At 43.0% G+C, this 14712-nt stretch carries 13 protein-coding genes; 5 read left to right on the top strand and 8 right to left on the bottom strand.

Going from position 1 to position 14712, the window contains the following annotated elements; translation table 11 throughout:
* A partial coding sequence (locus tag G470_RS13230; RefSeq protein WP_035445461.1) for a transposase occupies window positions 1-239 on the top strand: 239 nt, incomplete at its 5' end.
* 197 nt (window positions 240-436) lie between these two features.
* Here the strand turns inward: G470_RS13230 and G470_RS15030 are convergent.
* A complete protein-coding gene (locus tag G470_RS15030) occupies window positions 437-1636 on the bottom strand; it encodes a 3D domain-containing protein (RefSeq protein WP_276202785.1) in 1200 nt (399 codons plus the stop codon).
* Between the two features lie 273 nt (window positions 1637-1909).
* On the opposite strand from G470_RS15030, the gene G470_RS0109095 reads away from it, so the two are divergent.
* The 4 genes from G470_RS0109095 (at window position 1910) to G470_RS13225 (ending at window position 8048) form a co-directional block, all read left to right on the top strand.
* Window positions 1910-2389 (top strand): nucleoside 2-deoxyribosyltransferase, encoded by a 480-nt coding sequence (locus G470_RS0109095; protein ID WP_028274560.1) that lies wholly within the window; start codon window positions 1910-1912, stop codon window positions 2387-2389.
* A 207-nt stretch (window positions 2390-2596) separates the two neighbouring features.
* Window positions 2597-4207, top strand: coding sequence for a PTS transporter subunit EIIC (locus tag G470_RS0109090; protein WP_028274559.1), 1611 nt, complete (start codon window positions 2597-2599; stop codon window positions 4205-4207).
* A 137-nt stretch (window positions 4208-4344) separates the two neighbouring features.
* Window positions 4345-5910, top strand: a complete 1566-nt coding sequence (locus G470_RS0109085; protein ID WP_035445455.1) for a Ppx/GppA family phosphatase — start codon at window positions 4345-4347, stop codon at window positions 5908-5910.
* A 23-nt stretch (window positions 5911-5933) separates the two neighbouring features.
* A complete protein-coding gene (locus G470_RS13225; protein ID WP_051258528.1) occupies window positions 5934-8048 on the top strand; it encodes an RNA degradosome polyphosphate kinase in 2115 nt (704 codons plus the stop codon).
* An 80-nt stretch (window positions 8049-8128) separates the two neighbouring features.
* On the opposite strand, the gene dgoD is transcribed toward G470_RS13225, so the two are convergent.
* From dgoD to G470_RS0109045, 7 genes are all read right to left on the bottom strand, one after another.
* Window positions 8129-9274, bottom strand: a complete 1146-nt coding sequence (gene dgoD, locus G470_RS0109075; RefSeq protein WP_028274557.1) for a galactonate dehydratase — start codon at window positions 9272-9274, stop codon at window positions 8129-8131.
* A 60-nt stretch (window positions 9275-9334) separates the two neighbouring features.
* Window positions 9335-10720: a PTS galactitol transporter subunit IIC gene (locus G470_RS0109070; protein ID WP_035445453.1), complete on the bottom strand. Its 1386-nt coding sequence runs from the start codon at window positions 10718-10720 to the stop codon at window positions 9335-9337.
* A gap of 36 nt (window positions 10721-10756) precedes the next feature.
* A complete protein-coding gene (locus G470_RS0109065) occupies window positions 10757-11032 on the bottom strand; it encodes a PTS sugar transporter subunit IIB (protein WP_028274555.1) in 276 nt (91 codons plus the stop codon).
* A 26-nt stretch (window positions 11033-11058) separates the two neighbouring features.
* Window positions 11059-11532, bottom strand: coding sequence for a PTS sugar transporter subunit IIA (locus G470_RS0109060; RefSeq protein WP_028274554.1), 474 nt, complete (start codon window positions 11530-11532; stop codon window positions 11059-11061).
* A 16-nt stretch (window positions 11533-11548) separates the two neighbouring features.
* Window positions 11549-12181 carry a bifunctional 4-hydroxy-2-oxoglutarate aldolase/2-dehydro-3-deoxy-phosphogluconate aldolase gene (locus G470_RS0109055; RefSeq protein WP_028274553.1) on the bottom strand — a complete coding sequence of 211 codons (633 nt, stop codon included), beginning with the start codon at window positions 12179-12181 and terminating at the stop codon, window positions 11549-11551.
* 30 nt (window positions 12182-12211) lie between these two features.
* On the bottom strand, window positions 12212-14239 hold the full coding sequence (locus tag G470_RS0109050; RefSeq protein WP_028274552.1) for a BglG family transcription antiterminator: 2028 nt from the start codon (window positions 14237-14239) through the stop codon (window positions 12212-12214).
* Between the two features lie 222 nt (window positions 14240-14461).
* The coding region (locus tag G470_RS0109045; protein WP_028274551.1) for a transposase at window positions 14462-14712 on the bottom strand (251 nt) is incomplete at its 5' end.

Here is a 14712-nt window from a genome sequence, read left to right as displayed (position 1 = left end):
TCCGGACCATTCTTCAAACAATGGAAACCTACCGCGAATCCATTCGGCATGCGTTCACGTATACCCTGTCAAATGGAGCGATTGAAGGAATGAATAATAAAATCAAAAATATCAAACGATCGGGGTATGGGTACCGGAACTTTAACAACTTACGGGCCAGAATTTTGATCAGTTACAAATTAACGGTGCCCCGTCACCAACCAAGGCCGTTGACATTCGAAGACGAAGAAGTAGCTTAATGAAAAAAAGAGGTCAAAGTGACGAATTCACTTTGACCTCTCAATAGGCTCACCAACACTATTTGACATAGAACCTTTTGTTTCCGTCCCTTCGATTCATCTGGTGGTTCCATCATACCATATTTTGAGAAAAAAACAGAAACCGGGATGGTGTCTGAAGACACGCTGTCCCGGTTTCTTGTGTAAAGAGATCGTGATTAATTCAAAATTTTAATGGTAACTGTGCGACGTCCCCAGCTGATAGCCTGGCTCACAGATGTGAAGTGGATGTCGATTTTGTTGCCTTTGATTGCACCGCCTGTATCGCCGGCGATAGCAACACCGTAACCCGGAACTTCAACCATTGTACCCAACGGAATGACACTTGGGTCAACAGCGATTACCATTGGATTGGTCCGCAAGTCAATTCCCATAGCTGTATGTGTGCTCAATCCTGGCTGGGCTGTGGAGTAACCTGTAGCAGAAACGGTCAATGTTTTTGTGCTGGAAGAAGACGATGTTTCTTCTTTTGGTGCTTCCTGTTTTTTCGTTTCTTGTTTCTGTGGTTCTGCTTTTTTAGCTGGTTCTTGTTTTGGCTGTTCTTTGGAAACTGGTTTTGTTTCTGATTTTTGAGCGTTTGATGTCTTCATGACAGAAACAGTTTGAGTTTCTTGTTTTGCTGCCGCCATCGCTGCCCGTGCTTTTTCTTGAGCTGCACGTTCTTCTTCCGCGATGCGTTTTTCTTCGGCAAGGCGTTTTTGTTCAGCAATACGTTCTTCTTCGGCTTGACGTTTTTCAGCCAATTGCGCCAATTCTGTGCGGTTTTCTTCAATCAATTGTTGCAAAGAAGCGACTTTTTTGTCCATTTCTTCTTTTTGCGCAACCGCTTCTTCGTTCTTTTGGTCCAATTGAGCTTTCTCTTCTGTCAACAATTCTTGCAGCTCAACCAATTTGTCGTATTCTACTTGGGCCGCTTCAATCTGTTCATTACCGGCAGATTGCAACGTCACCAATACGTATGCGCGATGCAATAAATCACTTATGTTTTCTGATTCCAGAATAGACAATACGACATTTTGGTTCATTTCTGTTGTTTGGATGGTCTGCAAACGGCCTTTCGCCTGCTCGACGCGCTCACTCACAAGTTGTTTTTGTTCTGTAATATCTGTTTCAGTTTTTGCAATGGTTTCTTCTGTTTCTTTGATCTCTTGTTCTAATTCATTCAAATGATCGTTGATGCCATTGACTTCTTTCAATGCTTGTGCAACTTCCGTTTGCAATTTGCTTAATTCAGATTGCTTCACTTCTTCTTGTGCATTGATTTCTTCCAACGTTTCTGCAGATACGGAATTGAGTCCAGCTGTTTGAAACAACGCTCCTACAACTAACATACCCACTAACCATTTTTTTGTCTTCACAAGAAATAACCCTTTCTTTTTCGTACATGTATTTGTTTTATCTATTGCTTGTTCACTTGTCATAAAAGCCTGTGCTTTTCTTAAGTCCTCCTGATTATAACGAATAAAAACTCAATTTGTGTTTCTCCTTCATTACTTTTTATTACAAGTTGTTTTCGAAAAGAACATTTTGTCACAATTAGAAATTTTTGAAACACGTTTCTCTCCTTAACGGAAACTCCATTATCGTATATAATGGTGGGGAGCTTTATGAATGAATAGGGGGAAATGAAGATGGTAAACTCAATTTATTACGCAGCGCCGCTGTTTTCGAACATGGAACGGATGTACAATGACTTCTTCGTGAAACAAATCCGGGAGGCGCATCCGGATATTTCTGTGTACGTTCCGCAAGAACAAGGTGAAATAAATGACAAAAATGCCTATGCCGATTCCATCGCCATTGCCAAATACGATACCGATGCCTTATTGGCCAGTGATTTGATGGTGGCCGTATTGGACGGTCCGGGGATTGATGTCGGCGTCGCGACCGAAATCGGTGTGGCATATCAAGCAGGCATCCCTGTATTGGGACTATACACCGACAGCCGCCAACAAGGCGCAACCAACCAGAAAAAATTGGATGCCTTGCAAGAAATTGCGGAGTCTCAGTTTTCTTATATCAACCTGTATACTGTAGGGTTGATTAAAATGAACGGCCGTGTACTTAATGATGAAAAAGAATTAATTGAAGCCATCGCTGAATACAAGTAACGTTTCCTATAAAAAAGGCTGTCTGTTTATGTAAACAGGCAGCCTTTTTTTGTATACTTTTTTAGTGAACGCGTTCGACCGACGATTGAAAAATATGTTTTTTGTAGTATACTGTTCAGATGGAGGCGCAAACATACAGATTTTTTCGCGTTTTGGAAAGCTCTGTATTTTGGGTCCTTCGACTATTATTTTTGGAGGTTTTTATAGATGAAAGAGAAAGCAACCGATCTGCTCCAAAATCTGGGCAGAACGTTTATGCTGCCGATTGCCTTGCTTCCGGCTGCAGGATTGTTGTTGGGGATAGGGGCTTCCTTTACAGGAGAATCTTTTATCCAGTTGTACAACTTGGAAGGCGTGCTGGGCGAAGGCACCTTCTTAAACAGTTTGTTGTCTGTGCTTCGGGACTCCGGAAGTGCAATTTTTGATAACTTACCACTCTTCTTCGCTATCGCAGTCGCTCTAGGTTTGGCGAAAGCCGCAAAAGAAGTTGCCGCCTTGTCTGCAGCTGTTGCGTATCTGGTGATGTATGCAGCTATGACAAGTACCATCGCCAACTTCGGAAACTTGGAAGAACTTCAACAAACACCGGGATTGGTAGGAAGTGTCCTCGGGTTTGATAACACATTGAACATGGGCGTATTCGGAGGCATCATCATTGGACTGATTGTTGTCTACCTTCATAACCGCTTTTATAAAATCGATCTTCCAGACGCCTTGTCTTTCTTTTCCGGAACACGTTTTGTTCCAATCATATCTGCCTTTGCAGCGGTATTGACAGGAATCGTGATGTCCTTCTTGTGGCCGTATGCCGGGGCTGCCATCGCCGCGTTGGGTTCATTGGTCGGTCGCTTGGGTTATGTCGGAACATTCCTTTATGGATTCATTTATCGTGCACTTATTCCTTTAGGTTTACACCATGTATTTTACCTGCCTTTCTGGCAGACAGCTCTGGGCGGAACAGCGGAAGTTGCCGGTCAAGTGGTGGAAGGTGCGCAAAACATCTTGTTTGCCCAGTTGGCTAATGGAGAACCGATTTCTCCTGACGCTGCCCGCTTCTTCTCCGGAATGTTCCCGTTCATGATTTTCGGGTTCCCGGCTGCAGCGTTTGCGATGTACCAGACCGCCAAACCGGAACGGAAAAAAGATGTCAAAGGGTTGATGGTTTCTTCTTCCTTGACGTCCATCTTTACGGGTATCACAGAGCCGCTGGAGTTTTCTTTCTTGTTCGCATCCCCTCTTCTCTACTTCGGGATTCACTGTGTATTGGCTGCATTCTCTTTCGTGTTGATGCACGTGTTGAATGTAGGGGTCGGTTTGACCTTCTCCGGAGGGCTGCTTGACTTCATTCTTTACGGAGTGCTTCCAGGTCAAGAGATGACCAACTGGGTTCCGGTGGTCATTGTCGGAATCGTCTATGCAGTAGTGTATTACGCAGTGTTCCGTTTCTTCATTTTGAAATTCGACTTGAAGACACCAGGACGCGAAGACAACACCACTGAATCAAAAATGTACACAAAAGCTGACTACAAAGCGAAAAAAGAAGGCGGTGCCGCCCCAGTTCAAGATGAAATGTCTCGCGACATCGTCACAGGTCTCGGTGGACCTGACAACTTGAATGAAGTCGGCAATTGCGCGACACGCTTGCGAGTGAACGTAAAAGACAGCAGTCTGGTAGATGAAGCTTTGCTGAAATCAACCGGTGCTGCTGGAGTGACGAAGAGCGGAAACAACGTTCAAGTCATCTATGGTCCAAAAGTCTCCAACATCAAGTCCAACGTGGACGAGTACTTGCAGTCTTTGGACTCTTCCCAATCATAAACACAACACAGCTGTGGATTCATCCTTGAATCCGCAGCTGTTTTTTTTCGTCAAGGTAACCAGATATTTAGACAAAGTTCCAGCCGATACAGTAAAATGAACCTAATAAGCAAACTGTTCAAGAAAGAGGGGAAATCATGACAAACCAACGAATCGGCATCATCGACGTCGGATCTAACACCGTTCGACTCGTTATATTTGAAATCGATAACTACTACTCCATGATTGAATTGCAGAACATCAAAACTCCGGCACGACTGGTGCAGTATCTGGATGACGAAAACCACATGTCCCAAGAAGGGATCGATGTATTGATTCAAATCATGAAAAGTTTTCGTGAAATCTCCGTCCGCTACAAGATTGATGCCTTGCTTCCGGTTGCCACACAAGCGATCCGGCAGGCAAAAAATGCAGACGAAATCGTCCAACAAATTACAGCCGCCACTGATATCGAAATGCGGATTCTCACTGAAAAAGAAGAGGCCTACTTTGGAAACTACGCCGTCCGCCACACCATGCACTACCCCGACGGACTCACCGTGGATATCGGTGGAGCGAGTACCGAATTGACACTTTTCAAAAATAAAGAAGTCCTCCATTCCCACAGTTTTCCATTCGGTGTCGTCACCTTGAAACGGAAATTCTTTGGAGGGAAAGAACACAACGACCCCAAAGCCATCAAAAAGGCTCAGAAATTTGTGGAAGAGCAGTTCAAAACGCTCGACTGGGTACCGAAAGCCAAGGTTCCACTTATCGGGGTCGGAGGAAGTGCGCGGAACATCGGTGAAATCCACCAGCGGCAAATCCATTATCCGATTGCCGGCATCCATGGTTATGAAATGAACCGTGAAGAATTGGAAACAGTTTTTGAGCTGTTGAAAAACACGACGTTGGAAGAAAAAGAAGATTTGGACGGCTTGAGCGAAGACCGCAGAGACATCATCATTCCGGCCGGCATTGTCTTTACAACGTTGTATGACACGGTAAAAGCTGATTGTTTCGCTCTCAGCAACCGCGGTCTGCGTGAAGGCATCGTCATGGATTACTTGAACCGGGAGTTCAACAATCCATTCAGTCTGCACGACCTTCAAAAACAAACAATCGAACGGACCGCCCGGCAGTACGGCATCCGCTCGCTCGGCTCGCGTCAGCGTGTGGCGATTGCCGACAAATTGTTTACAGTCTTGAACAACGAGGTTCCCTTGACCCAAGACCCGTATTTGAAAAAATTGATGCGCTTCGGTGCGTACTTGTACTTTTTGGGCAGCTACATCGGAGACGATTCAGAGTCGCAGCACACATTCTACATCCTCTCCAACAGCAACTTGCATGGCTTCAACCATAAAGACCGTGTGCGGTTGGCTTTGTTGGCCAGTTTCAAAAACAAGTCCTTATTCAACCAATACTCGCGTGATTTTCTGGGTTGGTTCAGTGACGAGGAACTCAGCACGTTGATGTACCTGGGCGGCATCATCAAATTCAGCGAAGCGCTGAACGACTCCCATGTCAATATTGTGCGGGATATCCACTTGGAACCATCCGAAAACAAAGAAGAATACGATTTGTATGTCACCTACACGGGAGACGTGCTTTCTGAACGATACCGCTCCAACAAGCAAAAAAAACACATCGAGCGAATACTGGATAAATCCGTCACGGTTCACTTTACGGAGGAACCCGCTTCTCAAGAAATCGAACAGTAACGAATGAAAGGAAGTGTTCAACAGTGTCAGACAAAGAATCCTTGGAACATGAACACCACCCGGACTACGAGTCCATCAATTTGGAAAATCCCGCTTATTATCAAAACCGGGAATTATCTTGGCTTTCTTTCAACCGCCGCGTCCTTGCTGAAGCGGAAGATCCATCCAACCCTTTGCTGGAACAATTGAACTTCCTTTCCATCGGCACATCGAATTTGGACGAATTTTTTATGGTTCGGGTAGCAGGTCTTCAAGATCAACTAAAATTACATGTCAACGAACGGGACACCAAAACCCAACTTTCTCCTGATGAACAATTGGAAGCCATCTCCGTCAAGAACCGGGAAAACCTTGACTATCAATACGATTTGTTGAAACAGAAAAAACAAGAGTTGGCTGAGCACGGCATCTTTTTTAAACGAATGAAAGAATTGAACGACAACGAACTGGAGCATGCCAAAGAGATATTCAACAATCAATATTTCCCGGCTCTCTCTCCTTATGGCATCGATGCGTACCGTCCGTTTCCAAGATTGAACAATTTGCTGCTGCATGTGCTGGTCCGCTTAAAAAAAGACAATGAAGTGTTCAATGCCATCGTGCCCATCCCCGGTTTGATTGACCGAGTGAGTTTGCTGGAAAACGGAGACGAAAAAGTAGTCTTATTCGCAGAAGACATCATCTCTCACTTTATTGACCGGTTGTTCACCGGCTATGAAGTGACACAGACGCTTGTTTTTCGGATCACGCGCAATGCCGATTTCGAAATCCAAGAAGCAGGCGCGGAAGATTTGTTGTCGGTCATTGAAGACTACCTTGTCAAACGAAAAAGCGGCCGCGCCGTACGCTTGGAAGTCGACACCCGTGACATGGACCCCTCTATGGAAGAAGAACTGATGTATTTGGTCAATGAACTGGATATTTTGGAACGGGATGTATACCGATTGGATGGGCCGCTTGATTTGACGGTGTTGTCAAAGGTCACGTCTCTGTTGAAGCCGTCACATCCGGACTGGGTGTATCCTCCTTTCAAACCGGTCACCCCGCCGGAGTTTCAAGGAGCAACCGTCTACGAACAAATCGACAAACAAGACATTTTTCTGCATCACCCGTATGATTCGTTTCAACCGGTGTTGGATTTTATTTTGGAAGCGGTGGACGATCCAAACACCATCGCCATCAAACAAACGCTTTACCGGGTAAGCAGCGATTCCCCCATTATAGAAGCGTTGTCTCGTGCTGCTGAAAAAGGCACCCAGGTCACGGCCCTCGTGGAATTGAAGGCGCGGTTCGACGAAGAAAGCAACGTCCACTGGGCCAAACAGCTGGAAGAAGCCGGTTGCCAAGTGTTGTACGGCATGCGGGGATTGAAAACCCATAGCAAAGCCACTCTTGTCGTGAAAAAAGAAAGCGGCCGGATTAAGCGCTATGCTCACTTGGGTACTGGAAACTACAACGACCAGACCGCGAAACTTTATACCGATATGGGGTTATTGACCGCTGATGACTCCATCGTTCAAGACGTGACTGATTTTTTCAACTACTTGAGCGGGTATTCAGAACAGCCGGATTACCAATTGTTGCACGTGTCTCCATATGAAATTCGAGATACATTCTTTGATGCCATCGAAGAAGAAATCCAATTGCACAAAGAACACGGTAACGGGCATATCATCGCAAAAATGAACTCGTTGACCGACAAAAAAATCATTTTGAAACTGTTTGACGCCAGCCGGGTCGGGGTGAAAGTAGAACTCATCATCCGCGGCATCTGCTGCCTGATTCCCGGAATCCCCGGAGTCAGTGAGAACATTACAGTCCATAGCGTTGTCGGGCGTTTCTTGGAACACAGCCGGGTGTATTACTTCCATCACAACGGCAGACAAACGCTTTACCTTTCCTCCGCCGACATGATGACCCGCAATATGGTGAAACGGGTGGAAATTGCGTTTCCAATTATCGACCAAGCCATCAAACAAGAAATTTTGGATATTCTGGCGCTTTATTTTGCAGACAACACCAAAGCATGGGAACAGCACTCGGACGGCCGCTACTATAAACGCTCTCCGCAAAGCGGCGAGCAGCCGTTGAGTGTCCAACAGGCATTGATGGAAAAGGCTGTGTGCGAAGCACATTAAATGATTAAGTACAAGAAAGAGGAGGCTGGGAATTTTTCCCGGCCTCCTCTTTTGTTTGTTTCAGATTACTCGCTGAAAGATTACCATTCAGCGATGGTTCCATCGTAGTTTTTCCATTTTGGATTCGTCCAAATCAACCCTTCTTGGGAAATTTCTTCAATCAAATCTTCGTCCAATTCTAATCCCAATCCCGGTTTGTTTGGTAAATCCACATAGCCATTCGTATACTGGAACACTTCTTTATTTTTGACAAAATCCAGCAAATCAAACCCTTTGTTGTAATGAATACCCAAACTTTGTTCTTGAATGAACACATTTGGCGTACATGCATCCACCTGCAATGTGGCTGCCAACGCTATCGGTCCATAAGGCGCATGCGGAGCAACGGCCATGTCATAAGCCTCTGCCATTGCAGCAATCTTGCGAGTTTCTAATATCCCCCCTACAAGCGCAACGTCTGGCTGGATAATATCGATAACTCCTTGCTTAAATATGTTCTTAAACGCCCACCGGGTATGCAGTCTCTCTCCCGTAGCCAAAGGCGTGGAGACATGCTGCGCAATTTCAGAGAACGCTTCTTCGTTTTCCGGAAGAACAACTTCTTCCAAGAACATTGGGCGCAGAGGTTCCAGTTCTTTCGCCAGTACTTTTGCCATCGGCTTATGAACTCTTCCGTGGAAATCTATGCCGATTTCCATATCAAAGCCAAATTTTTCCCTGATGGATGTCACTCTGTCGATTACATCTTGGACTTTCTTAAAGGAATCGATGTAGTGAAGTTCTTCAGTGGCATTCATTTTTATCGCAGTGAATCCTTTGTTGTAACGGTCTGTCGCTTGATCTTGTACCTCATTCGGTCTGTCCCCGCCAATCCAAGAGTAAACTTTGATGCGGTCACGCGCCGCTCCTCCCAATAGTTCATAAACAGGAACGTTGAAGTATTTCCCTTTTATATCCCAAAGAGCCATTTCAATACCAGACACAATCGTACTGTTAATCGGACCGCTTCGGAAGAATGAACGGTGCAGCTCTTGCCACAAGCGTTCAATTTCGAAAGGATTTCTTCCGATGATCCTATTGCCCATTTCATATGCGCCAGCTACCACAGTCTCTGTTTTTGTGCCGGAGATCATTTCCCCCCAGCCATCAATCCCTTCATCTGTACTAACTTTTACAAAAATCCATCTTGGCTTTATTTTATATACTTTTATATCTGTTATTTTCATTCTTAAACTCCTATACTTTGTTTTTAAACCCACACGCTCGAATAGTGCTTTCAGATTGGACTATACGGAAGGATTTTCTCCGTGAGCCGTTTCCTTGGCTGCTCTTCTTGGTTTGATTGCCTCGAAGTAGTACCAAGTTGCTCCGATTACCACGATCAAGGCAGGCAATGTCAGGTATAACGGGCCGACAAACGCCAGGAACACTAGAAAACTGTGTGTCAAACTTGTTGCTGCAAAAGATGAGATGAACAATGCTGCGCCGGCTACTGCAACTTCAATTCCTACAGAAGCTGCCAAGTCGGTAAGGATCGGCGCTGTAACTGTACCCGCATACAAAATTGCTGCTGTAGTGGCTAATCCAATGATCAGGTTCTTGACGAAGTTTCCTCGAGTAAGAGCCACAACTAAAGCCACACGGAATGGAATAACAGCCAAATCAGCAAACGGAAGCATTCTGTTTCCTGGAAGAATAAATGCTAAACCAATAGTCAAAGGAATGACGACTAACGCTGTAGTGATGACGTCTTGATTTCCTACTACAACTGCAGCATCCAATCCGATGAAGAGCTGTCTGTCTTTGAATTTTTCTTGAGACCATTGTTGAGCCGCTTCAGAAATCGGCATCAACCCTTCAACAAACAAAGAAGTCATTTTTGGAATGATGACCAGTACAGCAGCCATGCTGACACCCAGTTGCAAGGAAGAAGTAATGTCATATCCACCAAGCAATCCGATAGCAGCGCCCAAAATCAGGCCTAGAACGGCTTGGTCGCCAAAAAATCCTAAATATTTTTGAACGTCTTTCAATGTGAAATCAATCTTGTTCAGTCCTGGTATTCTATCCAACAGCCAGTTCAATGGCCATGCAATCAAAAGTGAAGAGGTTGCTGAAACTGTTGGCAGAGTCACTCCAGGGATACCGAAGAAGTCTTGAATCATCGGCTGGGACCAGTCAGCGATTTTAAATGTTGTGATCGCCATCACGACGGAAGCGCCGATTCCCAACCAGATGCTGTCCGTCACAAAATGAACCATAATACCTACAATAGCCATATGATGGTAGTTCCATATGTCCACATCCAACGTGTTGGTAGTTTTCGTCAAAAGCATTACGATGTTCACCACAAAAATAGCCAGTACCAAAAAGACGATAATCGGTGATGACCATGTGACTGCTGCGATAGAACCCCATCCTACATCAAGTACGTCTAAGTTGACTCCGATATTTTCAACCATCGCTTGAGCAGCAGGACCCAGATTCGAAGACATGTAATCTAAAATCAATCGGATTCCGGCAAAGCCGATACCCAAAGTCAGTCCGGATTTGAAAGCTGTTTTGATGTTCAGTTTGAATACTAATCCAATCGCTGTGATGATGACCGGCAACATTACCGTTGGGCCAGCCTCAATTAGCCAATTAAAGCCAGACATTATTGTATCCCACATATTTATTTCTCCTCGAATAATGTATTTTCATCCAACTTATTTCAAATGATCAATGATTTCTTTCAGCGTGTCTTGTTGTCCGATACCTGTAAGCAGAGACATTCCTCCCACTACAGGTGTGTTGATTTGTCCTCCAAATTGACCAGTTGTGACCACCAAATCATAGTTGTCGCCTTTTCCCGGTACCTCCATCAATTTGCATTGTTCCGTTGTGATATTAACGCCTTCTTTTTGTGCGTAAGTTCTGATTTTTGATGCCACGACTGTTGATGTTGCAATTCCGTTTCCACAAGCTACTAATACTCTTTTCATTTTATGATTCCTCCTAAAAATTTTTGTTAGTTCATTTGTTCTTCATATAAATAAGGTTTGATCAATGAGACCACTTCGTTTTTGTCATTGGAGTCTGCGATTTGTCTGGTCAATTCTGCGTTTTGGATAATCGACACAACTCTTTGCAACATTTCGATCTGACCATGAGGTTCTTTTATTGCCAACATCACTATGATGCTGATATTTAAGTCTTGTTCTGGGTTTTCCATGGATTGAAATACTACTGGATCGGTCAAAACGCCTATAGCAATCATCGTTTCATTGACCAAATCATTATTGGCATGAGGAATGGCGATGCCTGCTCCTTGAGAAGGAAGACCAGTAGGGTATTCTTTTTCTCTTTCCAATATTGCGTGAGGATAGTCTTCTTTCACGTATGCTTTCTCCAGTAACTGTTCTGATAAAAAGGTCAATGCCTCTTCTTTATGACTGAACGATAAGTTCGTAAAAACCAATTCTTCGTTTAACTTAAGATCCATTACGTCCTTCCCTTCCTTACCTTTGGAATACTGTATCTTCAAAGTATTTCAAAGAGTTCTTTAATCCTTCTTTGTTTTGATTGAGAATATCCTCCTTGTTGAACAGCCCAGAACCAATTCCTACAAACGAAGCTCCGTTATCAAAAAAGTCTTGGGCATTTTCTGCAGATACACCTCCCACTGCCATCAAAGGCAACTGTCCTAACGGGGACTGAATATCTTTGAAGAACGTTGGTCCGATAGCTGCAGCTGGAAATACCTTGATAATATCTGCGCCCTCCTTTTTCATCTTATATACTTCTGAAGGGGACATTGCGGCCGGGACAGTCGCCACTTGGTTACTTTTGCAAAAATCAAGCACTTCTTTTTCCAACTGTACAGGTGAAAGAATAAATTGCGCTCCTGCGTTCACAGCATTTTTAGCATCTTCCAGATTCATCACTGTTCCGGCTCCAATATGGAATTCGTTTCCATATTTTCTGGAAATGTCTTTCAATGTTTCAAAGACATCAGGAGAGTTAAGTGTAATTTCCAAGGCATACTTGTGTGACTCTGTTTCTTCATCAAGAACTTCCAATACCGTGTTGACTTGGTCGGTGGTGTACCCCCTCAAGATAACGGTAACTTTAGGGAATTCAGATATATTCATAGTTCTCCTCCTCTTTTTTTATTTATCCGCTTACATATTATTGAAAAGCTGTAAGAGATTTTGTTTATCATTTGTTTCCTCAATCAATCTTTTTGTATTTGGCTGGAGCAGTTGTTTATTGAGTTGAATCAACCAATCCACGTGTTCATTTTTTTCACCAGGCGCCAGTGACACCATCAAATAGTACGTTTGTCCATTGGGAGCTGTCAACGGCTTGCGGAACACATTGATCTGCACATCAGGTTTCAACACACCATCTTCAGACGAAGCATGTGGCATCAAAACTTCTGGTCCAATCAACAAAGATTCGTAGCTTTCGTCAAAGATTTCCCCGCATCTTCTTACGTAGTCCATGGTGACAGATTCTCTTTGGAGGAGTTCTGAGAACGTGATGTCTACAACGTCTTCCCATAAAAATGGCTCCTCGTAAATGGTGATTTGGCTGGTACTTTCAAGAAAAGAAGTGCTCTTCTTCTCTTCTAGCTCTTCCGTTTCGTCTTTTGAGAAAAAGCTGTAAAGTCTGGAGAACGCTTCTTCTTTTTTGTTTTCTTCCAAAAACTCACTCAAATAGGAAATGATGTACTTCGACTTTTTAGCGCTGTCTCGCTCAATATACTGATACACATTCTGTTTCAATTGTTCCTTTTCTTCTTGCGTCATTAAAGAAGAAACGACAAATGTATTTCTTTTGTTGTTAAGCGGCAACGTTGAAAACACGAAGTCTTCCTGGACCTTCTCCATATTGTATTGCCGCAAAGATAAAACTCGCTCGAATTTAATGTTCGGGAACAAATCCTTCAGGTGTTCCGTCAATAGTTTTGAAACCGACGTCCCACTCTTGCATACCACCACAGCGGTAAACGTTTTAGGTGTCAACCATTCGTGCTCTTCAATAATACTGCTGAGCACGATCATGGCAATGAATGCCGTTTCATCTTTAGAAAAAGGATGTTTCGTGAATACTTCAAACCGATGCATTTCTCTTTCGACTACATTATAGAGAGCTTCATACTCCGATATAAACTGGTCGGCCAAAGGATTCAACACACTCAATCCCAACATACTGCGGTAAAGGGCTGGATTCAGATGCCTCACCAGAGAATTTTTTATTTTTCTTTTATTGAAGAAATTGATAGCCAATTTGCTTTCTATACTCGATATGAACTCATCCACCACTGATTCTAACTGTTTAAATTCTTGGATAGACGAATCAATAGTGATTTCAGATTCCACCACATTGGAAGACAAGACCAAAAGAACCAGGTACAGCAAGTCATTTTCTTCTAGGAAGGTATAATTCCAAAATACTGAAGCAATGGTGATATATTCTTTCGTGTCGCGTAATTTATTGATTTCTTCAGAAAATTCACAGGATATGCTGAAATTTTTAATTCTTTCTACCACAGCTAAGGATGTATACGGCAAGATATCAAATATTTCATCAGAAAAAATAATTTCTAATCGTTTTTCTACTTTTTCTAAACGTTGCTTCAGAAAAGCGGATTCATTCTTATCAATCAAATTTAATTCTGACAAAAGAAAGTTTCCTATCGGTGTCTCCAACACTTTCGCCACTTCTCTATTCAGCAGTCTGCGCAGAGACAATTCATCCCCCATCACTTGATACCCTTCTTTGCGAGTATAAGTAAGCTCTATTGGTGCAGATACAAGTTGTTTTTTTATCTGCTTGATATCATTGAGTGCCGTATTTTTGCTGATATATACCAGATTAGCTAAATCCAGCAATGATGTGTACTCATTCTTTATCAACATTTTTAACAACATGAGACTTCTTCGAAAATCAACTGAAAAGTAGTTATAAATGCTGTCTTTATGTGGTCTCATCAACTCATAGACAGCTGCTATGTTTTTTTCTAATAAAGTGATTTCGTTTCCATCATTTATAATAATAGTTTTTCCACTATAGTGATTGATTCTTGAAATACTTTCTTGGATAGCAGAAGGATTTGAAGTTAATATTCGAATTAACTTTTCCATCTTTTCTTCTTTTTCGTTCAGTAAGTAAGCAAGTAATTCAACTTCTGAGCTTCCTAGCACACTCTCTCCCCTCGCTTTCAACATAATTTTAGCACAGAAAATAACACTTAAATTTTTGTTAATCACAATTTTAGAAAACCTTTGCATACTAAATTGTGATGAACGATGAAATTAAATATCCCGCTGCTTCATTCAATCGGCAAAAGGAGGCTGGGACAAAAGGTCCTGGATTCTAAAATAAAAGAGAACTTACATTTTCTGTCAAAGAATTTGTAAGTTCTCTTATTTTATTACATTATTTTTTGCATATTTCTTCAGATTGTTGGCCATCAAGACCAACCCGATGTCTGTTTTTACCTTCGATTTACCCCTTAGGTTAAATCGAGTGAACCCTAAATTAGCCTTTATCTGGCCAAAGACTGGCTCAACATCAATCTTTCGTTTGGCAAAGATTGTTGAACCTTCTTTAGATAAAAGCTTTTCTGCTTCTGTATTTTTCAAAATTTGATACTTCTCATTATAGTAAAGCGCCT

The sequence above is a fragment of the Atopococcus tabaci DSM 17538 genome (assembly GCF_000429585.1).
Classification (GTDB): Bacteria; Bacillota; Bacilli; order Lactobacillales; family Carnobacteriaceae_A; genus Atopococcus; species Atopococcus tabaci.
This window is presented reverse-complemented; position numbering and strand designations above follow the sequence as displayed.